Genomic DNA, 23,370 nt, shown 5'->3' with positions numbered 1-23,370 from the left:
CGCGTTGGTGTGCGACTCAGAACAGTGCGTCGGAGTTGGGGAACAGGCCATCGTCGGCGAAGCCTTCGGTGGCGCGCTGGGGGGCGGTGGGCTCAGTGCGGGTCAGCGGGCCACGAACTGGGTGAGGATGGCCTGGACCTCGTAGATGTCGACGCCCTTGGTGAAGGTCTTCTGCACCGGGGTGGGCGTGCCGGAGATCCAGATCTTCAGCTCGGCGTCGAGGTCGAAGGTGCCGGCCGTCTCGACGGCGAAGTGGGTGATGCTGCGGTACGGGACGGAGTGGTACTCGGTCTTCTTGCCGGTGATGCCCTGCTTGTCGATCATGATCAGCCGACGGTCGGTGAAGAGGATGGTGTCGCGGATCAGCAGGTAGGCGGCGTGCACCTGCTCGCCCTGGCCCAGGAGGCGGGCGTACTCCTGCTGCGCCTGCGACGGGTCGATGCTGTGCGCGTTGCCGAACAGTGCCATGGATGCTCCCCCTGCGTGAAGTGATCTCCCTGGAACGCTATCGAACGCGTCAGGGCCCGGGAACCTCTGTTCCCGGGCCCTGACGTCGGTGGTGCGGAGTCGTTACGCGGGCTGCGGCTCGCCGCCGAAGCGCTCCTTGTACGCCTCCAGGTCGTCGTCCGTCAGCTTGGCGAACAGGACCGGCGGGACGGTGAAGGGGGTGCCGGCGGGGACCGAGGCGAGTGCGCGGGTCTCCTCGGCGCCGGCCCAGGTCGCGGTGTCACCGGGCAGGGTGAAGACCTGGCGCATCGCCGCCGATGTGGACGGGATGAACGGCTCCGACACCACCGCGTACAGGCGGATCAGGTTCATCGCCGTACGCAGCGTGAGGGCGGCGGCGTCCTTGTCGGTCTTGATCTCCAGCCAGGGGGCCTTCTCCTCCAGGTAGGAGTTGCCCGCGGACCACAGGGCGCGCAGCGCGGCCGCCGCCTTGCGGAACTGCAGCGCCTCCATCTGGGACTCGTACTCCGCGAGGAGCGACGCGATCTCCTCCCCGAGCCTGCTCTCGGCCTCGCCGGGCTCGCCGCCCGCCGGGACCTCCTCGCCGAAGCGCTTCTTCGAGAAGGACAGGACACGGTTGACGAAGTTGCCCAGGGTGTCGGCCAGGTCCTTGTTCACCGTGGCGGTGAAGTGCTCCCAGGTGAACGACGCGTCGTCCGACTCCGGCGCGTTGGCGATCAGGAAGTACCGCCAGTAGTCCGCCGGGAGGATGTCCAGCGCCTGGTCGGTGAAGACACCGCGCTTCTGCGAGGTGGAGAACTTACCGCCGTAGTACGTCAGCCAGTTGAAGGCCTTGACGTAGTCGACCTTCTTCCACGGCTCGCGGACACCCAGCTGCGTGGCGGGGAACATCACCGTGTGGAACGGGACGTTGTCCTTCGCCATGAACTCCGTGTAGCGCACGGTGTCGTCCGCCTCGTACCACCACGACTTCCAGTCGCGCGTCTCACCGTCGGGCGCGGAGTCCGCCCACTCCTTCGTCGCGGCGATGTACTCGATCGGGGCGTCGAACCAGACGTAGAAGACCTTGCCCTCGGCCGCCAGCTCCGGCCAGGTGTCGGCCGGCACCGGGACGCCCCAGTCCAGGTCGCGGGTGATCGCGCGGTCGTGCAGGCCCTCGGTCAGCCACTTGCGCGCGATGGACGCGGCCAGCTGCGGCCACTCCTGCTCGTGCCGGGCCACCCACTCCTCGACCTCGTGCTGGAGCTTCGACTGGAGGAGGAAGAGGTGCTTGGTCTCGCGGACCTCCAGCTCCGTGGAGCCGGAGATCGCCGACCGCGGGTCGATCAGGTCGGTCGGGTCCAGCACGCGGGTGCAGTTCTCGCACTGGTCGCCGCGCGCCTTGTCGTAGCCGCAGTGCGGACAGGTGCCCTCCACGTAGCGGTCCGGGAGGAAGCGGCCGTCGGCCGGGCTGTAGACCTGGCGGATCGCGCGCTCCTCGATGAACCCGTTCTCCCGGAGGCGGCGGGCGAAGTGCTGCGTGATCTCCACGTTCTGCTGCGAGGAACTGCGGCCGAAGTGGTCGAAGGCGAGGGCGAAGCCGTCGTAGACCGCCTTCTGCGCGTCGTGCGCCTGCGCGCAGAACACGTCGACGGGCAGGCCCTGCTCCTTCGCGGCCAGCTCGGCCGGGGTGCCGTGCTCGTCCGTCGCGCAGATGTACAGGACGTCGTGGCCGCGCTGGCGCAGGTAGCGGGAGTAGACGTCCGCCGGGAGCATGGACCCCACCATGTTGCCCAGGTGCTTGATCCCGTTGATGTACGGAAGGGCGCTGGTGATGAGGTGTCGAGCCATCGGAGGCTGCTCCCGGGTTGAAACGTACGGAACCTCCAAATCGTAGCCGACACGGGTACGCCGCCCGCTTCTCGTTTTACGGGATGAGAAGCGGGCGGCGCGGAGCAAAGTGCCCGTGAGCGGTCGAGCCTGTGGGCTGCGCCTTGTGGGCCGCAGCCGTGGGGCGGGGCCGCGGTTACGGGCGCCAGGACTTCAGTACGGCCTCGTAGAGCTCCTTGTCGGTGAGCTCCAGCGGGGACTCCCCGGCGAGGAAGTGGGCCGTGTTCGGTGTCTTCAGCTTGCGGAGGTAGTCGAACGCCTTGTTCTCCGGGTCACCGAAGGCGACGAAGGAGAAGAAGACGGAGGGGTGGGTCTTCGCGGCCTCCGTGAGGGACTGGGTCGCGGGGGTCTTCGCGTCGGGGGCACCGTCCGTCTGGAACACCACCAGGGCGGGCGTGCCGGGTGCCGCCTTGTCGTGCAGGGCGAGGACCTCGGCCACCGCCGCGTGGTAGCTGGTCCGGCCCATACGGCCGAGGGACGCGTGCAGGGTGTCGATCTTGTTCTCGTGGTCGGCGAGGGTCAGCTCGCCGGTCCCGTCGACCTCGGTGGAGAAGAAGACGACCTTGACCGTGGCGGCCTCGGGGTCCGCGTCGAGGTGGGCGGCGAGAGCGAGGGTCTGCTCCGCGAGGGCCTGTGCGGAGCCGTCCTTGTAGTACGGGCGCATCGACGCGGAGCGGTCGAGGACGAGGTAGACGCGGGCGCGGGTGCCGGTGAGGTCGCGCTCCGCGAGGGCTGCGGCGGCGGCTTCGTAGGCGGTGCGGATCGCCTCCGGCGCGGTGGAGGGAGTGGTGGGGGTGACTTCGGCCTCGGCTTCGCCTTCGGCTTCGGTCGTGTTCCCACCCGCACCGCCCGTGCGGCTTTCGTTGTCGGGTGCGGGTGGCCCCTGCGGGGTGTCCTCGCCGTCGGCGGCCGCGGGCTGGGGGGCCGGCTGCGCCTCCGCGTCCGCCTCCGGCTTCGGCTCGGCTTCGGGCTCGGATTCGGGTTCGGCCTTGGGCTCGGGTTCGGTGGTGACCTCGGCCTCGGCTTCGGTCGTGTTCCCACCCGCACCGCCCGTGCGGCTTTCGTTGTCGGGTGCGGGTGGCCCCTGCGGGGTGTCCTCGCCGTCGGCGGCCGCGGGCTGGGGGGCCGGCTGCGCCTCCGCGTCCGCCTCCGGCTTCGGCTCGGCTTCGGACTCGGCTTCGGCCTTGGGCTCGGGTTCGGTGGTGACCTCGGGCGCGGGCGCGGTCTCGGGCGCGGGCTCGGCCTTGGCCTCGGGCGCGGGCTCAGCCTCGGGCTCGGCCTTGGCCTCGGGCGCGGGCTCAGCCTCGGGCTCGGCCTTGGCCTCGGGCGCGGGCTCGGGCTTGGTCTCGGGCTCGGCCTCGGGCTTGGTCTCGGGCTCGGTGGTTGCCTCGGGCGCGGGTTCCGGCTTCGGCTTGGCTTCAGCTTCGGGCTTGGCCGGGGGCTCGAGGTCGGCGTCCGCCTCGGCGGCGGCCTTGCTCTCGGGCTCGGGCTGCGGGGCCTCGGGGGGCGTTGCTGCCTTCGGTTCCGCCTCGGGCTTTTCGGCTGCGGGCTCGGGGGCCGGCTCCGCGGCGGGCTCGGGGGCTGCCTCCGGTTCCGGGGTCGGGGAGGTGGGGGTGGAGGGCGTTACGTTGTTGAAGGCCGCTGAGACGAGATCGTGTTCGTCGCTGCGGGGTTCCGGGACGGAGGCCGTGGTGGTCTCCGGCGTCGGTTCGGGGGAGGGGGACGGGAGCCGGGGGGCCGAAGCCTCGGCCGCCGTGGACTCGTCGGCCGGTTCGGGCGGCGTCGGGGTGGCCGCGGTCGCGGCGTCCGGACGGGCGGATCGTCCCGCGTCGTCCGTTTCGGCGATCGGCGCCGCACCCTCCGCCTCTGCCGTATTCGCTTTGCGTGACCGGCCGAACGCGTTCCGCAGGAGAGTGAGAATGCCCATGTGCGCAACCCTTCGCGTGAGTTGTAGCCCGTGGATCCCTGGCCAGGACGGACACGTAAGGTTAGCGGCCCTTGTGGGTGATCTTGGGCAGGGTGTCAAGGGCGTCATTCGGCCCCTGTGGATGATCATGTCGTGACACCGGCAACTCCATTTGTTCTGCCGCAGGTTCACTTTCCGTTCACCCTGGCGCCCGGCTGCCGCACATATGTACTCCTACGGTCACGCTGACACCCCGGGTATCCAAGGAGAGAACACGTGCGCAAGCTGCTTCCGTTGATCGGGACGCCGTCCAGTTCGCACCCTGGCGGCCGGTCCGCCCTGACCTGCCGTTTCCGGTGTGGTGACGCCTGTTTCCACGAGGTGCCCAACACCAGCTCCAACGAATACGTCGGTGACGTCATCTCCGACGCCCTCAGCCGCCGGTCGATGATGCGGGCCGCCGCCGCCGTCACGGTCGTCGCGGCCGGTGCCGGCGCGGTCAACCTCGCCGGCGCCCCCGACGCCCAGGCGGCCCCCGCCGCCGGCAAGGGGGGACACGGGCACGGAAACGGCCACGGGAACCAGAAGCCGAAGGGTGCCCGCGGTCTGCGGTTCACGCCCGTCGCGCCCAACACCGCCGACGCCGTCACCGTGCCGGAGGGCTACGGCCAGAACGTCGTCATCCGCTGGGGCGAGCCCATCCTGCGCGGCGCGCCCGCCTTCGACCCGGAGAACCAGACGGCCGAGGCCCAGGCCGGGCAGTTCGGGTACAACGTCGACTTCCTCGCGCTGCTCCCCCTCAAGGGTGAGCGCGACCGGCAGCTGCTCGTGGCCAACCACGAGTACAGCGACGAAGTCCTGATGTTCCGCGGCTACGACTCCGACAACCCCACCCGCGAGCAGGTGGAGATCGGCTGGGCCGCGCACGGCCTGGGCGTCGTCGTCGTCGAGGAGGACCGCAGGAGCGGCAAGCTCACGCCCGTCACCCGGCACCACCTCAACCGGCGGCTCACCGCCACCTCCGAGTTCCGGCTGACCGGCCCCGCCGCCGGGTCCGACCTGGTGAAGACCTCCGCCGACCCGACCGGCCGCAAGGTGCTCGGCACCCTCAACAACTGCGCCGGCGGCACCACCCCGTGGGGCACGACCCTGCACGGCGAGGAGAACTTCAACCAGTACTTCGCCCACGGCGGCAGCGCGACCGACAAGCGGTACGGCATCGGCACCGGCGCCACCGGGCGCAAGTGGGAGCGGTTCGACAAGCGGTTCGACCTCGCCCAGGAGCCCAACGAGGCGCACCGGTTCGGCTACGTCGTCGAACTCGACCCGTACGACCCGGACTCCGTCCCGCGCAAGCGCACCGCGCTCGGCCGCTTCAAGCACGAGGGCGCGACCGTGCGCCTGACGCACGACGGCCGTCCGGTCGTGTACTCCGGTGACGACGAGCGGTTCGACTACCTCTACAAGTTCGTCGGCAGCAAGCGGATGAAGCACGGCAACAGCCGCGCCGCGCGCGAGCACAACCTCACGCTGCTCGACGAGGGCACGCTCTACGTCGCCAGGATCACCGGTGACTCGCCCGCCATCGAGATCGACGGCACCGGCAAGCTCCCGAAGGACGGCGAGTTCGACGGCAGCGGCGAGTGGATCCCGCTGGCCACCGCCACCGCCAGGGGCGCCGTCTCGCACGTCGACGGCATGACCGCCGAGGAGGTCTTCGTCTTCACGCGGCTCGCCGGCGACAAGGTGGGCGCCACCAAGATGGACCGCCCCGAGGACGTCGAGCCCAACCCGGTCACCGGCAAGGTCTACGTCGCGCTGACCAACAACACCAACCGCGGTGTCGGCTCGAACCCCAAGGCGGACGAGGCCAACCCGCGCAACGCCAACAAGCACGGCCACGTCCTCGAGCTGACCGAGCGCTGGAACCGGCCGGAGAGCACCCGGTTCGCCTGGTCGCTGTTCCTGGTCGCGGGCGACCCGCAGGACCCGGCGACGTACTTCGCGGGCTTCCCGAAGGACTCCGTGAGCCCGATCTCCTGCCCGGACAACGTCGCCTTCGACGACCACGGCAACCTGTGGATCTCCACCGACGGCGCCGCCCTCGGCTCGCACGACGGACTCTTCGGCGTCGCCACGCGCGGTGACCGCCGCGGTGAGCTGAAGCAGTTCCTCACCGTGCCGAAGGGCGCGGAGACCTGCGGTCCGATCGTCCAGGACCGGCGGGTGCTCGTCGCCGTGCAGCACCCGGGCGAGGTGGACGGCGCGTCGGCGGAGAACCCGGGCAGCACCTGGCCCGACGGCCCCGGCACGTACCCCCGGCCCGCCGTGGTCGCCGTGTGGCGCAAGGACGGCCGGGACATCGGCGTCTGACGTCACCCGGGGACCCGGGTCCGGACGTCCGGACCCGGGTCCGGGTCCGTCATCGGTCACGGGCGGGGTGCGGGCTCCCGGCGGGGCGTCCGCACCCCGCCCGCCGTTTCCGGGGGCGGCCGGACGCCGGCCCGCGGTCAGCCGTCGCGGTGCAGTGCGAGGTCGACGACCAGGGTGCGGTGGTCGGTGTCGGGAAGGTCGAGGAAGCGGGGCCGGTCCGCGGCGAACTGCCGGGACACCAGTACGTGGTCGATCTGGACGCCGAACCTCGGCGCGGTCCCGGCCGGCCAGGTCGGGACCCGGTGGGCGCCTCCCAGCCGCGAGGCGTCGCTGAGCCCGGAGTCGAGGAGGCGCCGGAAGGCGGCGTGGTCCTGGGAGGCGTTGAAGTCCCCGGCGAGCACCATGGGGGCCGTCGGGTCGGCGGTGACGACGTCGCGCAGCCGGCCGAGCTCCCGCTTCCAGACGTCCACCTGGCCGGGGACCGGCGGCATGGGGTGGGCGAGCTGGAGCCGTACGGCGTGCCCGTCGACGTCGGCGACGGCTCCCGGCATGCCCATGCTGCTGCCGGGGACGCCGTCGGTGCCCTCGAGCGGGAAGCGGCTGAGGATGACGGAGCCCTCGGAGCCGCCGCCCTCCACGGCCCGGCGGTGCGGATAGTCCGACGTCAGCTCCCGCCGCAGCCGCGCGTCGCAGGTGTACTCGCACTCCTGGACGAACACCACGTCCGGCTTCAGCCGGCGCACCGCGCCGACCAGCCCGTCGGTGGCCCGGCCGAACTCGACGTTGGACGTCATCACCCGGAACTCGGCGACGGGCGGCCCGACGGGCACGCCGGTCCTCCCGTACGGCTCGATGAACCAGGCCAGCAGCCCGAGCAGGGCGACGCCCCACACCGCGCCGGTCCACCACCGGGCGAGCAGGGTGCACAGCAGTCCGAGGGCGGTCGGTACGAGGAGCCAGGGCAGGAACGCGAGCAGCTGGGGCACGGGGGTGACCGCGTCGGTGCCGACGGCCCGGCAGCCGACGACCACGCTCACCCCGGTGAGGAGCAGCGCCGCCGACCAGCCGCCGAACCGCCGCTTCGCGCTACGGCGTCCGGGCTTTTCCCCGGTGTCCGCCCACTCGGCCGTCCCGGCAGTCGCAGTGTCCAACGTCCGGCCTTCCGTTCGCGGTGGATCGGTCCGTGAAGATCCTCCCTCGAAGACGAGGACCGGCGACGGGAGGTTGCGGCGATCCGTTCCGCGCCTCGTCACGGGCCGGTGACGCCGGTGACGCCGCCGGCGCCCACTCGCGGCGGGGCGGCACGGGCGGTTCCGGTGGTCCGGGCGGTACGGCGTGGGGTGGCATCCCCTCGGGCAAGGCGCGGGGCGACGCACACGCGAACGCGGGGCGGGCATCCGGAGTACCGGGGCCACCCGGAGCATCCCGGATGCCCGCGCTCCGCGTCCGCCGGACCGGAGGGACGGCCGCGTCACTCGATGGGGTGCCCCTGCGCGTCCTCGTGCGTGTAGTACCGGTAGAACAGGAAGGCGAAGACGCCCGCCGCGACGACCAGGCCCAGCACCGTCGACCGCAGCACGCTCATGTCGGCCTGGTTGACCAGGAAGCCGACCGCGACGCCGGAGAACGCGCCCCACAGCACGGCGTGCTCCTCGCGCCGCAGCCTCGGCGCGATGCTCGACAGGGCCACGCACAGGACGGCGAACGCCAGCGCGGTGAGGAGGCCGAACAGGATGTTCCAGCCGGTGAGGGGACCGCCCTCGCGCCGGTTGGCCGCCGCCCAGTAGCCGTAGACGAGCCCGAGGACGACGGGCACCGCCAGCTTGGCGCCGGCATGGGCCCGCTCGCTGAAGACGCGGATGCCGCCCGGCCGCCTGGACGCGATCCGGGCTCTGGGTGCCGCATGAGCCATGAGCACACTCCTCTCTCCTCGCCCCCCGCCTCCAGCGCACACCTGCGCGGGTCGCCCGGCAACTCGGCCACTCGAACGTGTGTCGGGATCCGCCCCCTCGCCCCGCCCTGTCGCCTCCCGCCCTGTCGCCTCCCGCACCGGACCGCCCCGCATTCCGTACCGAACGGATGCGGGCCGCGCACCCGCGTGTTTCGCTGGGGCGGTGCGCCAGGGCAGCAGCGGGCCCGGCCCGCTCGACCGGCGGTACGCCCGGGACGGCCGCCGCGACGTCACGCACCGGCACGAGATGCTGCACGTGCGCGGGCGCAGTGTCGCGTGGGTGCCGCCGCTTCTGCTGCTGGCCGCCATCGCCGTGGTCGACTACCACACCACCGGCGAGTTCCGGATCGTCTCCTGGATCGTGCTGGTCCCGGGCATCGCGGCCGCGATCTGCGGGGTGTGGGGCACGGCCGTCTTCGGGGTGCTCTCGATCACCACCTTCACGCTCGTGGACAACGCCTGGCCGCACGAGTTCCGGACGGAGCTGCCCGACTTCATCCTCGTCGCCGTCGGCGGGGTCCTGGCGACGCTGGCGTGCGCGGTCCGGGTGCGCGGCGAGCGGCGCGCGCTGCACCTGCGGGACGTCGCCGACACGGTCCGCCGGACGGTGCTGCGCCCCCTGCCGCCGTCCTGGGGCGGTCTGGAGCACGCCGGCGTCTACCTGGCCGCGGACGCCGGTGCCAGGGTCGGCGGCGACTTCTACGACATCCAGCCGGGCCCGAACGGCACCCGGGTCCTGGTCGGGGACGTGCAGGGCAAGGGGCTGGGCGCGGTGGAGACGGCGGCGGCGCTGCTCGGCACGTTCCGCGAGGCGGGCTACCACGAGCCGGAACTGGCGGTCGTGGCCGCCCGTCTGGAGGAGCGGATGCTGCGGCACCGGAACTACGTCGCGGCCCTCGACCGGGCCGAGGCAGACCGTTTCGCCACCGCCGTGCTGCTGGGCTTCCCGTCGGACCGGCCGGACGCGGCGGGCTGTGGTCCAGCGGGTTTCGGGACGGTGGAGGCCGTGGTCTTCGGTCATGAACCGCCGCTGGTCGTCGGCCCCGGGGGCGTACGGCCGCTGCCGGTGACCGGCGGGCTCCCGCTGGGCCTGCGCGACCTGGCCCCCGCACCGGTGCACGTGCACCGGCTGCCGCTGGCCGCCGACGAGACGCTGCTGGTGGTCACCGACGGGGTGACCGAGGCGCGCGACGCCGACGGGACGTTCTACCCGCTCGCCGAGGACGTGGCGCGGGCGGTCGCGCGGGACGCGCGCGCCGCCGAACCGGCCCGGCTGGCCGTCGTCGTACGGGACGGGACGCTCCGGCACAGCGGCGGTCACCTGGACGACGACACCACGGCCTTCGCCGTGCGCCGGATCGGCGGGCCGGGGGCGAACGCCTCGAAGAGGGACGTTCACTGACCCGAGACCCCTTGTTGGAGCCACAACGGTTACGGTGCTGCTCTGGGTCGTGATCGACAGGGGAGGGAACATGCCCGGGACCACACCCGCAGCCAAGTCCGGGGCCACGCCCGGCACCGTACTGCTGCTGGCCGCCTCGCCGTTGGGGAGAGGCCGGCTGGTGGACGCGGCGTCCGTGCTCCCCGTCCTGGCCGCCGTACCGCCCGCCGTCCTGTCCGGCACGGACACCGCGAACGTCGTCGAGCTCGCCGACCCGCTGGAGCCGCAGGCGGTCCTGACCCGGCTGCGCGCCGCCGCGACCGCCCCAGGACCGCTCACCCTGTACGTCGCGGGGCAACTGCTGCTCGACCGCCGCCAGCGCCTGCCGCATCTGGCGCTGGCCCGCACCACCGCGTCGACCGTGCGCTACACGGCGTTCCCGTGGCACTGGTTCCGGGACGAGCTGCGACTGCGCCCCCCGGGCGTCACGACGCTGATCCTCGACCTGCACGCGGACCAGGAGACCTGGCAGGCGCTGGGCGCCTCGCAGCCGCCGGGCACACCGGGGGCGGCGCCGGTTCCGGTCACACCGCCGGCCGCGCTCGACGCGGGCCGCGACACCGCCGTCTACGGCCGCGTCGCGCCGCCGTCCTCCCGCTCCCCCCGTCGTGCGGTCGCGGAACCGGCGTACATGAAGGCGGTCGCGACGCTGCTGCGCAGCGGAGTACGTCCGCCGGAAGAGGAGTTGCACCAGCAGGCGCTGGCCCGGGTCGCCGCCGAGGGCACGCACCCCGGACTCGTCCTGGCGAGGCGTGGGCCCGGACCCGTGCAGGGGGACCCGCACACGGTCATCACGGAGGCAGTGCGCTCCGGCCGCCACGCCGACGCCCACGCGCTCGCCGCGCGGTACGAGCAGAACGCCGCCCTCACCCACGGACCCGCCTCCGAGGAGGCGCTGCACTGGGCCGAGGTCCGCGCGGACCTGGCGATGCTGGCCGGGGACGCGGCGCTCAGCTGCCACATCTGGCTGACCGTGGCCGCCGCACGCCTCGACACCGGTCAGGCGGTGGACGCCTCCGCCGTCGAGACGGCCGTGGACCGGGCGCACCACCAGTGGGGCCGGATCTCCGACCCGGTACGGGCCCGTGAACTCGGTCCGTCGCTCGCGGAGTTGCGCAGCCGTGTGCCCGGACGACGGGAAGGCGCCCTGGACCATGTGCGACGGCAGCTGAGCCAGTTGCAGACACAGAACTGAACCGGCACCCGACCGGATCGGTCCGTACCCTTCCGCTTCCGCCCGCGAGGACACAACCGTTGCCGACCCCTCCCCGTGAGGCAACAGCGGTGCCATGATGGTGAGTTATGGCTGAGGGGGAGGGTGTGGCCAACCAGGGCATTCGAATCAGGCTGGACGGTACCGCGAGCGCGAGCGACATCGGTGCGCTGCGCAAGTGGCTGGAGCGGGAGAAACCGCTCGACGAACGGGTGCGCGCGGGCGGTCTGCAGATCCAGGAGCGGCCGAGGACGGACGAGTCCGGCGCCCCGATGGGTCTCGGGATGGACATCGTCGTCCTGATCGTCGGCGCGGGTGCGGGCGCGATCGCCACGGAGCTGCTCGAGCAGGTCAAGAAGGCCGTGTCGGCCTGGCGGGCCAACCGGCGCGACGTCGAGGACGGTGAACCGCCCCAGGGCAGAGTCGAGCCGGTGAACCTCGACGACAGGTAGGCCGGTGATCCGTCTCGACCCGCGGGGGCTGCCCAACAGGGCGCTGTTGGTCGGCGTCTCCGAGTACGACCTGACGGAGCCGCCGCACGGCGTGCCCGGCGACCTTCCGGCGGTCAAGCACAACGTGAACCGCCTGCGTGAAGTGCTGACGCGCGGACGGGTGTTCGGCGAGCACGAGATCACGGCCGCCCGTTCACCGTCCCTGGAGCACTTCGAGCGGGCGCTGCTCTCCGCCGCCGCCGAGGCGGAGGGGGTACTGCTGCTCTACTTCGCCGGGCACGGCGCCATCCCCAGCGCGGGTGACGAGTTGTTCCTGCAGATGCGCAACGCGAGCGTGGTCGCCGGCGGACACGCGGTGTTCCCGGGCGCGGAGCCCTTCACCACCGTGCTGACGATGCTGGCGACCAGCCCGGCCCGGCGGATCGTGGTGATCCTGGACTGCTGCTTCGCGGGCAACGCCGCCTGGGTCCGGGAGACCCTGAGCGACAAGCACCGCCTGCTGCTGATGATGAGCGTCCAGGCCAACCACCGTATCGACGCGGGCGATCCGCGGACACCGACGCCGTACACCGCCGAACTCGTCCGGCTCCTCGACGAGGAGGGCGGGACGGGTTTCCTGGACCTCTCCGAGCGGATGCGGGAACGGATGGCCGCCCGCGGCCTCAGCACCGTGCGCGGCGACGCGTGGGAGCCGCAGTGGCGCGCGGAACCCGGCGAGGACGTCCTGCTGGCGGCGAAGCCGTCCGCGCCGGAGCGGAAGACGCCAAAGAGCTCGGCGGAGCACCCCGAGAAGGGCTCCCCCGGAAAACACCCGGACGCGCCCGCCCCCGTACCCACGCCCGACACCGCCGGCCCACCACGGGCCCCGCTCACGGTCCGGCTCCTCGACCGCCTCCGCAGCCTCCCCGGGAGGGACCGGACGGGCCGGAGGAGGGGTGGAACGGGCAGGACGGGCCGGTGGGGCCGCCGGGGCACTCCCTGGGCCGTCCTTCTGCTCGGTCTCCTCTCCCTCGGCCTCCTCACCGCCGGCACCTACGGCGTCATCGGCCTCGTCGGGCACCTCCGGGGCGGCGACGCCGCCACCGGCTGCGCCCCGCCGCTGGAGCTGCGCGTCCTGACCGACCCGGACCTGGAGCCGACGATCCGCGCCGCCGCCGACGCCCATCTGACCTCGGCGGCGAACACCCTGGACGACGGCTGCCGCCGCACCGGCATCACCGTCTACAGCGCCGGTTCCTCCGACGTGGTCACCGCGCTGCGCAAGCAGACCGACGCCTGGCACGAGCCGCACGACGTGGACACCGCCCGCTTCAACCCGCAGCGGGACATCGGGCCGCAGCCGGACATCTGGATTCCCGCCTCGCGTGCCGACGTCGCCCGGGTCGTGGAGGGCCAGGACACCGACGCGGTGGCCGTGCCGGAGGCCGCCGACGAGCCGCTCGCCTACTCCCCGGTCGTGCTGGCCGTCCCGAAGGCCATCGCACAGGCCGTCGCGGCCAGGGAACCGGAGGGCCGTACCGGCCTGCCCCTCACCCGCATGATCGAGCAGTTGTCCGAGCAGGACGAGAAGGCAGGGGTGCGCCGCCCCGACCCGGAGTTCACCGACGTCGGACTGCTCGCCACGATCGGTCTGTACGGCTCGGACGTGCCCGTCGGCGCCGCCGAACGCCTGGTCGCCCAGCCGGGCCCGCCCTCCCCCACCGCCGCCGAGCTGCTGTGCACCCTGCCCGACGACGACGAGGTGGACGACCGCACGGCCGCCCTGGTCCCCGAGTTCCTGATGCGCAGCGGTGTCGGCTGCGACAGCGCCACGCGCACCCCTCGCACGGCCCGGTACCCCATGGACGTCCCCGGCATGGCGCCGGTGTTCGTCCGGGTCCGCTGGCAGGGCGCCGACCGGGACGAGGAGGCCCGCGACGCGTCGGTCGCCGCCTTCCAGGACTGGCTGACCGGTGAGCAGGGGCAAGCGGTGTTCGCCGGGGAGGGCTTCCGCCGTCCGTACGAGTGGGACCTGATGGACCCGGACACGAAGGCCGACGGCGTGCTGGCCGCGCCGCCCGTGCTCGACCGGTTCGCCGGGAGGGACGCGATGGAGGCGGCCCTGGAGAAGTACCGGGAGGCGGGCGGCCCGGGACGGGTGCTCTACCTGCTGGACAGCTCCGGTTCGATGACGGACCTCTGGGAGGGGCCGAGCGGCGGCCCCGGGCTGCTGAAACAGTCGCTGGGCGGCCTCGGCGGACGGGACGAGTACGGCGTGTGGGCGGTGGCGGACACCGGTGACCGGCCGTACGAGACGCTGTTGCGGCTCGGCCCGCACCGGCGGGCCGACGCCGAGCGCGTCCTCGACGCCCGCGCCCGGATCCGGGACGCCGAGGCCGACCCGCGCGACGCCCTGGACGCCGCGTTCGACACGATGGAACCCTCCGGGGCGGACAGCAGGCCGCGGATGATCGTGTACATCACCGACGGAGAGGACAGCGACCAGCTCTCCCGGGACCGCCTGGACGACATCCTCACCGGGGCACGGACGTCCGACGTGCCGGTGACCGTGGTGTCCCTGACGAACGGCGGCTGCGACCCGGGCCGGCCGGACCGCGAGATCGCCGACGTGAGCAAGGGGCGCTGCCTGGACAGCGGCGACGACCCCGGCACGGCCCTGCGCGACGAGGTCGCCCGCACCGGAACGGGGGAGGAATGACGACCCGGCCCCCACGGCCCACCGCCGGGCCGGCGGCCCTGCTGCTCGCCCTGCTGCTGGTCGTCGTCTGCGCCTCCTGTACCGGGGGAGGCTCCCGCGGCACGGACGACGACGGTGACGGCGGCACCGCCGCCGGGTCCGCCGCCCCGGGCGACGTGACCGGTCACATCGTGGTCGCCAGCGGCCGGGACGTCACCGGCAAGAACGGCATACGCCAGCAGCTCATCGACGCCTGGAACCTCCGTGAGCAGCGACGGAACTCCGGCTTCCGGGCCCGTCTGGTCGAACTTTCCGGCAGCGCCGACGAACAGCGCAGCCAGCTGCTCGGCGCCCTGCAGTCCCGCAGCGCCGCCTACGACGTGGTCAACCTGGACGTGACCTGGGTGCCGGAGTTCGCCACCGCGGACCTGATCGAACCGCTGCCCCAAAACCTGGTCGACGCCGACATCATCCCCTCCGTGGCCGGCACGGCCTGGTGGGACGGGGAGGTGTACGCGGTGCCGTTCAACAGCGACGTCGGTCTGCTGTACTACCGGCGCGACTACCTGAAGCGGGCCGGGGTCGAGCGCCCCGACCTCGGCGACGGCCTCACCTGGAACGGGCTGCGGGGCCTCGTCGAGGCCCTGGACGCCGAGCCCGCCCCGGACACCTACGAGAAGGGCTGGACCACCCAGCTCGCCGCCTACGAGGGCCGTACGGTCAACGCGGTGGAGGCGTTCGCGTCCGCGGTGCCGGGCCTCGAGCTGGTCGACGAGAAGGGCCGCTACACCGGCGACGTCGACGAGCTGACCGACGGGATCGCGGAGCTGCGGCGCCGCACGGAGACGGCGTACACCCTCCAGGACGCCCATTCCTCCGACGAGGACGCGTCCCTGAGCGACTTCGCCGAGGGCCGCACCGCGTTCCTGCGCCACTGGCCGTCGGAGTACCGCACGCTGTACCGGGCCTTCTCCGAGGAGCAGCTCGGCGTGGCCCCGCTGCCCGGCCGGGCAGCGCTCGGCGGGCAGAACCTCGCGGTCACCGGGGTGTCGCAGCGCAAGGGCAAGGCGGCCGAGCTGATCCGGTTCCTCACCGGGAAGGAGAGCGAGCGCTGTCTGCTGGAGGCGGGCTTCGCGGCGACCCGCACCTCGGCCTACGAGGACGGTGCGGGCGGCGAGCGGTGCACCGCCGTCGGCCCCGGGCCCTCGGCGTCCCCCACGGGCGAGGGAGCCGACCCGGTCCCGCGGGACGCGGGCGGCCGCCCCGCCTACGCCCGCGACATCCTCCTGCCCGCCCTGCGGAAGGCGGTCCACCGGCCGAGGACCCCGCTGTACGGCGCGTTCACCCAGACGTTCATCACACGGCTGGACCCACTGCACGGCGACGGCGTGCCGTCGGACGAGGCCCTGGCCGGGCAACTGGACAAAGCCCTGCGCAAGGCGCTCCCGGACTAGCGCCTGTCGTCACGTTCCCGTCGCGAGGCAGGCGGGAACGTGACGACAGGTCCTGGACGACAGACCCTGGACGGCAGGCCCTAGCGGACGGCGGCTTCCACCGGACTTGTGGTGCGGTGGTCCGGATCCTCGGGGTGGGTGGCCCTGGCCGGGCCTGCGTTGGCTGCCAGGACCAGTGCGGTGACCGCGGCGACAGCCGCGACGAAGCCTCTCGCGTAACGCCTGGTGGTGCGGATGCGTTCCAGCACGGCGACCTCGCAACAGCGATGGGTACGGGTTGGGCGGGGTGAATCCGCGGATGAACCTAAGGGCTGCCGGACTCGAACGGCAAGGGGCACAAAGGGAGGCGGCCGAGTGCGAGGGCGAGGACGGGAAAGCCCCCCGGGACTCCCTACGCTTGCCGACCATGGACACAGCCGTGCTCTTCCTCACCTCCGTCGTGATCCTCGGAATTCTGACCGTCCGGAACAACGTCTCCCGGGCCGAGCGCGACATCGCGCGCCTCGAACGCAAACTCGACCTGGTGCTCCAGCACCTGGACCTGCGCGAGGAGATCCCGGGCGAGGACGGGATCGTCGCGCTCGCGCGGGAGGGCAAGACGGTCCAGGCGGTCAAGGCCTACCGCGAGGCCACCGGGGCCGGTCTGCTCGAGGCCAAGCAGGCCGTGGACCGCATGACGTGACGGCCGGCCCCGGGCCGGTGGGGCCCATGACGAGGGGACCCGTGGCGGTCAGACCCGTACCCGGCCCTGCTTCTGGATCTCCGTCAGCCGGTTGGTGCCGAACTCCGCGATCACCTGGGTGACTTCGGACGCGACGTCACCGAAGCCGCCGTTGGTGAGGGTGATGGTCTCCTCACCGGCCCGGACCACTGCCAGGTCCAGTGTGAGACGCGTCAGCTGGTGGTCGGGTGTCTCGCCGGTCATGGTGATCCGCAGCGCCCGCCGGGCGTCCCCGGCCTTTGGCAGCGTCAGCGCGTCGACCTCGACCTTCTGGACGCCGTCCTTCCTGGCCGTGGCGGTGAACTCCCCGCACTTCTTCGGCAGTCCGTCCAGCCACCGCAGCGTCCGGTCCACCTCGGCGGGCCGGTACGCGGCCACCTGGTACCGCAGTTGGGCGCCGCTGTAGGCATCGTCCAGGGCGACCACGGCCCGCGGTCCGGCCGCCGTGCCGAACAGCTCCTCGGTGTAGAGGACGTCGAGCAGACGCCGGCAGTCGGCGTCCTTCGTGCTCGACTTGAGCAGGGCGTCCCGCCAGGTCGCCACGCCCCGCGTCGGCACCCAGGGCTGCCCCAGGTCCGTCTCCGTGATCAGAGCGGCCCGCAACTGCTCCTCGTTCAGCCCGGAGCCGGGCGCCGCCGGCGAGGACGGCTCGGCGGCCGGTGAGGCGGCGGAGGGCCGGGCGGGAGCGGTGACCGGGGCGGACGCCGGGGCCGCAGGACCGGCCGTGTCGTTCCCGAGGACGGAACAGGCTGCCGTGGTCAGCAGCGCGGACACCGACAGCACGGAGGCGAGAAGGGCGCGGGCGGCGGCCGGGGCGTGTGTCATCGGGGTGCCTCCTGGTGGAGCCGGGCTGGGAACGTGGCTGCGGCTGGCCGTGCACTGGCCGCCCGGGGCCGTTCCGGGTCCGGAACGGCCCCGGGCGGAGACACGTGCTCATACGGCATCACCGCGCCGCCCGCCCCACCAGCGCGGCGGTCCGTCCGGGTGAGGACGACCAGGGAAAATGTCCTCGTCCTCGTCCTCGTCCTCGCCCGTCCCCGCCCGCCGCGCCCCCGCACCCCACGAGGCGCGCCCGTGCCCCGCCCCGAAGGAGTCCTCGCCGTGCCGAACGGTCTGCCCATTCCGGTGATCATCGACTGCGACACGGGTGTCGACGACGCCCTCGCCCTGCTGTTCGCCGTCCGCCACCCCGGGATCGACCTGCGCGCGGTGACCTGCGTGGCCGGCAACACGGACGTGGACGGAGTCGTACGCAACACCCTCACCGTGCTGGAGACGGCGGGGGCGCCCGCCGTGCCCGTCGCGCGGGGTGCCGAGCGTCCGCTGCTCGAGGTCCCGCGGTCCGCGGCCCACGTCCACGGCCGCGACGGGATGGGCGACCTGGGCCTGCCGGTCCCGAAGCGCGCCCCGGCCGACGTGGACGCGGTGGCCCTGCTGCGCCACGAGATCCTCGCCTCCCCGCGCCCGGTCACCCTGGTGCCCATCGCTCCGCCGACCAACATCGCCCTGCTGCTGCGGACTCACCCCGAGGTCACCCGCAACATCGAGCGGATCGTGTTCATGGGCGGCGCGGCGGGTGCCGGCAACGCCACCCCGGTCGCCGAGTTCAACGTCTGGCACGACCCGGAGGCCGCCGCGATCCTGCTCACCGCCGGGGTGCCGATCACGATGTACGGCCTGGACGTGTTCAACCGGGTCGTCGTCCCGGCGGCCGAGGTGCACAGGCTGCGCGCGAGCCCCGAACCCGGCACCCGTCTGGCCGGTGACCTGCTCGCCCACCGCCCCGCGACCCCGGGCACCACCGCCGGCGGTACCGGCGGCACCGCCGTCCACGCCACCGCCGTCCACGCCGCCGGCCCCGACGGGACGGCGGGCGGGCTCGGCGACGCGGGCGCGCTGTGCGCGGTCGTCGACCCGGAGGGCCTGACCACCCACCGGCTCCCCGTCGAGGTCTCCCTGGCCCCCGGTCCGGCCCGCGGCCAGACCGTCGTCGACCGCCGCTCCCGCATCGGCGAGTCCGAACTCCACGAGGGCACGCGCGAGCAGGCCCTCGTGGACGTGGGGCTGGACGTGGACGTCCCGCGCTACGTGAAGCTCTACCTGGAGACCGTCGAGGCGGGCGGCGACGGAATCCGCTGAACCCGCCGAACCACCGCCGCCGGGAGCGTCGGGACAGGAGGGGGTCCGTCCGCCGTCATCCCGCCCTCGCCTCCCGGAGCGACGCCGTCGAGCTACGCGCGCCGGTCACACGTGTCCCGGGCCTCCACTGCCGAAGGCCCCGCTCGACCCGGGCAGCCAGCGCTTCCGTTGCTGGTCCTTCCCCGTTCTGGTGGAGGAGTGATGGAGCTGGTAGGGCATGAGCCGTTCGCCGTCCCTCGGTGCCATCGGCATCTCGTCCGGCTCCCGCATCTCCCGCATCTCGTGGACCGCGCCGGTCTCCGGCAGGCACGGCTGCTCCTCGGGGCGGGGGCGGCGTTCCTCCTGGTCCATGACCTTCATCCCGACGCGTACGGCCCAGATCAGCGCGCCGGCCACGACCAGCCCGCCGACGAAGGCCGCGAGCAGATTCAGTACGTGCTGACTTGCGGCCAGCAGTTCATACGTTGCCGTACTCATGTTCTGATTATGGCTGAGGAAATGAGATAAAGCGCCCGGAATGTCCAGCTGCTTCGTGCGGCCCTCCCGTTCGCGTGTGCGGCTCGGGGCCCACCCCGGCCTTCTCGCGCCCGCGCCCGTGCGCACCGCGCCCGCCGGCACCGCGCGTGCGCTCGCCCGATCTCGCGCCCCGGCGCCGCGTGCGGCCGTCGTGATCCCCGAGTCACCCGCCCTGCAACCACCCGGCACCACCCGTCCCCGTTACGTCGTTCGGTGGGGAGATCTGTTCGGGCCGCGGTAGTTTTTCCACCGAGGCCATTAGAGTTCCCGTGCGGGGAGTCCGTCCCCGTGGTGGCCCGCAGGAAGGTGCGCATGTCCTCGGAGAGTCAGCCGTATGCCGACACCCGGCAGCCGGTGGATGACCGGCTCCCCGTCGCCGACCGGCTCGACGACGATCATTTCCCGGCCTACACCATGGGCAGGGCCGCCGAACTGGTCGACCAGGGGACCCCGGTCGAGGCCGCGTGCCGCATCATCGGCCTGGAGGAGCGGCTGGGGCAGATCGAGCGGGACTACGAGAGACTGCGCCGGCAGGACGAGCATGTCGTGCTCCGCCACCAGTGAAAATCTGCTGTCGCCGGAACAAAAATATGGCGCCCGTCGTGGAAATCTCTTTCTTCAAACGCGTTGACCATGCTTTTCCTCAGTGATTTTCCTCGCTTGCCGTGGATATGTTCCGTGCTAGGCTGACGTCAGTTGCAGTTGTGGTTGCCAGTTTGCTACCGGGTTTCTCCGGGCAGGTGATCATCGCGACGATGAGGGAATTCGTAAAGTGCGCTTTCCCAGCACTGTCTCAGGAGATTTGATATGGCCACCGGTACCGTGAAGTGGTTCAACTCGGAAAAGGGCTTCGGCTTCATCGAGCAGGACGGCGGCGGCGCCGACGTCTTCGCCCACTACTCGAACATTGCCACCTCGGGCTTCCGTGAGCTCCAGGAAGGCCAGAAGGTGACCTTCGACGTCACGCAGGGCCAGAAGGGCCCGCAGGCCGAGAACATCGTTCCCGCCTGACCCGTAGTACGCGAGTACGCAGGGATTGCAGCAGGGGCCCCGCACATCAGTGCGGGGCCCCTGCTCCGTGCTGTGCCCGTTGTCGTGGTCGGGGTCCGTTGTCGTGGTCAGGCCTGCTTCGGGCCGGTCTGCTGCACCACCTCGAACGACCACAGCGTCGCGTCCGTGGCCGCGGGCTTCGGACGGTCGCCCCGCGCACCGTCACCACCGCCGTGCGCGGCCTGGCCGCGGCCGGCCATCCAGGCCTGGAAGTCCTCCTCGGTCCGCCAGCGGGTGTAGACGAGGTAGGTGTCGGTGCCTTCCACCGGACGGAGCAGCTCGAACCACTCGAACCCGTCCGAACCCTCCACCGCGCCCGCCCGTGCGGCGAACCGCTTCTCCAGCGTTTCCCGCTGCTCTTCCGGAACCGTGAGTACGTTGATCTTGACGATGCTCATGTCCCGATTGTCCCGCAGTACCGGCGTGGAGTGTGGGCGGGGCGGTCGTCGCCGTTTCGGCCGATGCGTTCGCGCAGGTGGTGGCGAACTCCTCCGTCCGCGCCGGCTACGTACCGTACGAAGATCCGCCTCCCCCCGGGCGGCCGTCAGCCGAGGCAGATCACCAGGAGGCAGAGCTCGGCGTCGGTGTCGGTGCCAGTGCCGGTGTCGGAACCCGAGCCGGACGAGCCCGGTGACTCCGGGGCGGGCGTCGAGGGGGGCGGGGCGGCGGGCTGCGAGCCGTCCTGACTGTCCGAGCCGCCGCTTTTGTCGCTGTCGTTGTCGTCGTTGCCGGAGGAATCCGCAGGTGGGATCGTCGGGCGGGTCGCCGCGGCGGAGCCGGAGCCGTTGGAGTCCGAGCCGTCCTGGCTGCCCGAGCCGCCGGACGAGGGTGTGCCCCGCGACGTGGGGGTGCCGGCGGCGTCGTCCGGCCGGGCGTCCGACGCGGTGGTGGGTGCCGGCGCGGTGCCGGTCGACCGCCGGTGCGTGTCGTCGTCCGGGGCGGGACGGGAGGGCCGTTCCTGGGAGCGCTGCGTGCCCGGCGGGCCCACGGAGGGCGCCGGACCGTCGTCCTGGTCCGCGGGCCCGTCCACGCCGCCCATGCCGGACACCTCGGGTGCCGTGGCGGCCCGGGCGCGGTCGCCGGACCCCCGGTCCATCGAGGCGAGGGTGAGTCCACCGCCGACGAAGGCCACCGCGGTGGCGACCAGGGCACGACGCTGGGTCTTCTTCCAACGGGCCAGCTGCCTCCGCCGTGCCGCCCGCCCCGTGGGCGCGGATATCGCGCACCCGAACGCGGACGCGGACACCGGGTCCGGGGTGTCCACGCCGGGGCCCGGTCCGCCCTTCTCCTCCCCCGGCTCCGACTGCGACTCCGTACGGATTGCCGTACCGGCCGTCGTGCCGAAGTCCGCCGTGGGTGCGGCCGAGGTCGCCGCGCCCGGGACGGCGCGACCGCCGATGACGCTCGGCGCGATGTCGGGGGCGTAGGCGCCGCACCCGGGGCACACGAGGGCGCCGTTCAGATGCCGACGGCACGTGGAGCAGTAGTCCATCCGTTGTCTTCCCGGTTGGCAGGCACCCGCCGGGCCGGGGACGGCCCGTTCGCGTCGCGCGGTGGGAGCGGGTGAAGCAGGGACAACAACGCTAACGACACCCGCGAGCCGCTGTGTGCAGCCCGTGTGCCACTCCTGCGCACATTCTCTGCCCGCTTCGCGTGAATACCGTGAGCATGTGCGTCAATCGGCGCGCAGGGCGGTCCGGATTGAATGTCATTCAGTCAGAATCCCTTGAGGCGAAGGGGGTCGAGGGCCGTCCGCGGAGTCGATTTGGGCTGTCCCGACCGGAAATCGGAACCGGCGGAAGATGCTCAAGGCCCGGGAATGACAGGGCTGTTCCCGTGAAAGGCGCGGTTTGACGCTGCGGGGCCGCGCGGCGTTGGCTTGCCCATCGCTTGGTCGCCACGCTGCACTCTCGCCTGGAAGGCACCTGATGTGAACCCCTGGACCACCCGCACGCGTACCCGCGGCATCCCCAGCACCACCACCACCTCCGCACGCCGTACGATCCGGGCGTCCCGGGGCACCACCGCTCTGACAGCCGCCCTCGCGGCCCTGTCGGTGCTCTCGCTCTCCGCGTGCGGTGCGCTCGACGCCATCGGCGCAGAGGGGGACTCCGCGTCGCCGGCCCACCGCGACGACATCACCGTGGGCCTCCTCCTCCCCGACAAGGACACGGCGCGCTTCGAGAAGTTCGACCGCCCTCTCGTCCAGGAACGGGTCGGTGTCCTCACCGGCGAGGAGGGCAAGGTCGTCTACGCCAACGCCGAGGGCAGCACGGCCAGGCAGAGCGAGCAGTTCGGCCGGCTGGTCGCCGACGAGGTCGACGTGATCATCGTGGCCGCGGTGGACGCCGAGGCCATCGCGCCGGACGTGGAGAAGGCCAGGAAGGCGGACATCCCCGTCATCGCGTACGACAGGCTCGCCCAGGGCCCGATCGACGCGTACGTGTCGCACGACAACGAACTCGTCGGCGAGGTGCAGGGCCGTGCGATCGTCGACGCGCTCGGTCCCGAGGCGGAGAACAGCAAGATCGTCATGATGAACGGTGAGCCCGCCGACCCGAACACCGCGCTGTTCAAGGAGGGTGCGATGAGCGAGTTGAACGGCAACGTGGACATAGCCGAGTCGTACGACACCGAGAAGTGGGTGCCCGCGGTCGCCAAGGCGAACATGGAGAAGGCGATCAAGGCCGTGGGCGCCGACGACATCGCCGCCGTCTACGCGGCGAACGACGGCATGGCCGGAGCGGTCATCGAGGCACTGGACGAGGCGGGCGTCTCGGACATCCCGCCGGTGACCGGGCAGGACGCCGATCTGGCGGCCGTGCAGCGGGTCGTCGCGGGCACGCAGTACATGACGGTGTACAAGTCGTTCCTGCTGGAGGCCGGGGGCGCCGCCGAGATGGCGGTGGCCAGGGTCCAGGGGCGGGACATCCAGTTCGACTCGCTGACCGGTGAACGGGTCGACAGCCCGACGCAGAAGGACATCCCGGCGATGCTGGTGCCGGTGGTCGCCCTGACGCGGGACAACATCGAGGACACGGTGATCCGGGACGGCGTCTACGACGTCGAGGACATCTGTACGACGAAGTACCGGGCGGCCTGCGAGTCGATCGGCCTCACGCCGTAGGAGCGGAAAGGGC

At 72.4% G+C, this 23,370-nt stretch carries 21 protein-coding genes; 11 read left to right on the top strand and 10 right to left on the bottom strand.

Features of this window, described 5'->3' with window-relative positions:
- Positions 1-102: 102 nt before the first annotated feature.
- The 3 genes from ACWZEH_RS16695 to ACWZEH_RS16685 all read right to left on the bottom strand — a co-directional run bounded on the left by ACWZEH_RS16695 (position 103) and on the right by ACWZEH_RS16685 (position 4,264).
- On the bottom strand, positions 103-468 hold the full coding sequence (locus tag ACWZEH_RS16695) for a PH domain-containing protein (protein ID WP_042163045.1): 366 nt from the start codon (positions 466-468) through the stop codon (positions 103-105).
- 102 nt (positions 469-570) lie between these two features.
- A complete protein-coding gene (metG, locus tag ACWZEH_RS16690) occupies positions 571-2,298 on the bottom strand; it encodes a methionine--tRNA ligase (RefSeq protein ID WP_456199305.1) in 1,728 nt (575 codons plus the stop codon).
- 175 nt (positions 2,299-2,473) lie between these two features.
- Positions 2,474-4,264 (bottom strand): VWA domain-containing protein, encoded by a 1,791-nt coding sequence (locus tag ACWZEH_RS16685; protein ID WP_456199303.1) that lies wholly within the window; start codon positions 4,262-4,264, stop codon positions 2,474-2,476.
- Positions 4,265-4,519: 255 nt separating this feature from the next.
- Here ACWZEH_RS16685 and ACWZEH_RS16680 point away from each other — a divergent pair, with 255 nt between their 5' ends.
- Complete coding sequence (locus tag ACWZEH_RS16680) at positions 4,520-6,616, top strand: PhoX family protein (protein WP_456199301.1); 2,097 nt, start codon at positions 4,520-4,522, stop codon at positions 6,614-6,616.
- A gap of 137 nt (positions 6,617-6,753) precedes the next feature.
- Here ACWZEH_RS16680 and ACWZEH_RS16675 read toward each other — a convergent pair whose 3' ends face one another.
- Both ACWZEH_RS16675 and ACWZEH_RS16670 read right to left on the bottom strand, forming a co-directional pair.
- Positions 6,754-7,767, bottom strand: a complete 1,014-nt coding sequence (locus ACWZEH_RS16675; protein WP_456199299.1) for an endonuclease/exonuclease/phosphatase family protein — start codon at positions 7,765-7,767, stop codon at positions 6,754-6,756.
- A gap of 320 nt (positions 7,768-8,087) precedes the next feature.
- Complete coding sequence (locus ACWZEH_RS16670; protein ID WP_456199298.1) at positions 8,088-8,528, bottom strand: hypothetical protein; 441 nt, start codon at positions 8,526-8,528, stop codon at positions 8,088-8,090.
- Positions 8,529-8,730: 202 nt separating this feature from the next.
- Here ACWZEH_RS16670 and ACWZEH_RS16665 point away from each other — a divergent pair, with 202 nt between their 5' ends.
- From ACWZEH_RS16665 to ACWZEH_RS16645, 5 genes are all read left to right on the top strand, one after another.
- Entirely contained in the window at positions 8,731-9,969 is a 1,239-nt protein-coding gene (locus ACWZEH_RS16665; protein ID WP_456199296.1) for a PP2C family protein-serine/threonine phosphatase, read from the top strand.
- 70 nt (positions 9,970-10,039) lie between these two features.
- Positions 10,040-11,203 carry a hypothetical protein gene (locus ACWZEH_RS16660; RefSeq protein ID WP_456199294.1) on the top strand — a complete coding sequence of 388 codons (1,164 nt, stop codon included), beginning with the start codon at positions 10,040-10,042 and terminating at the stop codon, positions 11,201-11,203.
- Between the two features lie 107 nt (positions 11,204-11,310).
- Positions 11,311-11,673, top strand: a complete 363-nt coding sequence (locus ACWZEH_RS16655) for an effector-associated constant component EACC1 (protein ID WP_456199292.1) — start codon at positions 11,311-11,313, stop codon at positions 11,671-11,673.
- Between the two features lie 4 nt (positions 11,674-11,677).
- On the top strand, positions 11,678-14,371 hold the full coding sequence (locus tag ACWZEH_RS16650; RefSeq protein ID WP_456199291.1) for a vWA domain-containing protein: 2,694 nt from the start codon (positions 11,678-11,680) through the stop codon (positions 14,369-14,371).
- Entirely contained in the window at positions 14,368-15,804 is a 1,437-nt protein-coding gene (locus ACWZEH_RS16645) for an extracellular solute-binding protein (protein WP_456199289.1), read from the top strand. Before ACWZEH_RS16650 ends, ACWZEH_RS16645 begins: the two co-directional genes overlap by 4 nt.
- Before the next feature lie 80 nt (positions 15,805-15,884).
- On the opposite strand, the gene ACWZEH_RS16640 is transcribed toward ACWZEH_RS16645, so the two are convergent.
- Entirely contained in the window at positions 15,885-16,052 is a 168-nt protein-coding gene (locus ACWZEH_RS16640) for a hypothetical protein (RefSeq protein WP_456199287.1), read from the bottom strand.
- Positions 16,053-16,210: 158 nt separating this feature from the next.
- On the opposite strand from ACWZEH_RS16640, the gene ACWZEH_RS16635 reads away from it, so the two are divergent.
- Entirely contained in the window at positions 16,211-16,486 is a 276-nt protein-coding gene (locus ACWZEH_RS16635) for a hypothetical protein (RefSeq protein WP_456199285.1), read from the top strand.
- Positions 16,487-16,534: 48 nt separating this feature from the next.
- On the opposite strand, the gene ACWZEH_RS16630 is transcribed toward ACWZEH_RS16635, so the two are convergent.
- Positions 16,535-17,350: a hypothetical protein gene (locus ACWZEH_RS16630; protein WP_456199283.1), complete on the bottom strand. Its 816-nt coding sequence runs from the start codon at positions 17,348-17,350 to the stop codon at positions 16,535-16,537.
- A 276-nt stretch (positions 17,351-17,626) separates the two neighbouring features.
- On the opposite strand from ACWZEH_RS16630, the gene ACWZEH_RS16625 reads away from it, so the two are divergent.
- Positions 17,627-18,664, top strand: a complete 1,038-nt coding sequence (locus tag ACWZEH_RS16625) for a nucleoside hydrolase (protein ID WP_456199282.1) — start codon at positions 17,627-17,629, stop codon at positions 18,662-18,664.
- A gap of 105 nt (positions 18,665-18,769) precedes the next feature.
- On the opposite strand, the gene ACWZEH_RS16620 is transcribed toward ACWZEH_RS16625, so the two are convergent.
- Positions 18,770-19,141 carry a DUF6479 family protein gene (locus ACWZEH_RS16620; RefSeq protein WP_456199281.1) on the bottom strand — a complete coding sequence of 124 codons (372 nt, stop codon included), beginning with the start codon at positions 19,139-19,141 and terminating at the stop codon, positions 18,770-18,772.
- 351 nt (positions 19,142-19,492) lie between these two features.
- Here ACWZEH_RS16620 and ACWZEH_RS16615 point away from each other — a divergent pair, with 351 nt between their 5' ends.
- Both ACWZEH_RS16615 and ACWZEH_RS16610 read left to right on the top strand, forming a co-directional pair.
- On the top strand, positions 19,493-19,744 hold the full coding sequence (locus tag ACWZEH_RS16615) for a hypothetical protein (RefSeq protein WP_456199279.1): 252 nt from the start codon (positions 19,493-19,495) through the stop codon (positions 19,742-19,744).
- A 243-nt stretch (positions 19,745-19,987) separates the two neighbouring features.
- Positions 19,988-20,191 (top strand): cold-shock protein, encoded by a 204-nt coding sequence (locus ACWZEH_RS16610; protein ID WP_004985680.1) that lies wholly within the window; start codon positions 19,988-19,990, stop codon positions 20,189-20,191.
- Positions 20,192-20,298: 107 nt separating this feature from the next.
- Here ACWZEH_RS16610 and ACWZEH_RS16605 read toward each other — a convergent pair whose 3' ends face one another.
- Positions 20,299-20,628: an antibiotic biosynthesis monooxygenase family protein gene (locus ACWZEH_RS16605; protein WP_456199277.1), complete on the bottom strand. Its 330-nt coding sequence runs from the start codon at positions 20,626-20,628 to the stop codon at positions 20,299-20,301.
- Between the two features lie 146 nt (positions 20,629-20,774).
- Positions 20,775-21,722: an SCO2400 family protein gene (locus ACWZEH_RS16600; protein ID WP_456199275.1), complete on the bottom strand. Its 948-nt coding sequence runs from the start codon at positions 21,720-21,722 to the stop codon at positions 20,775-20,777.
- A gap of 510 nt (positions 21,723-22,232) precedes the next feature.
- Between ACWZEH_RS16600 and ACWZEH_RS16595 the strand changes: the two genes are divergently transcribed.
- Positions 22,233-23,357, top strand: a complete 1,125-nt coding sequence (locus tag ACWZEH_RS16595; protein ID WP_456199633.1) for a sugar ABC transporter substrate-binding protein — start codon at positions 22,233-22,235, stop codon at positions 23,355-23,357.
- Positions 23,358-23,370 lie beyond the last annotated feature (13 nt).

This window comes from Streptomyces yamdrokensis, assembly GCF_053890455.1.
Note: the sequence above shows the minus strand (reverse complement) of the source record. Positions and strands in the feature narration are given on the sequence as shown.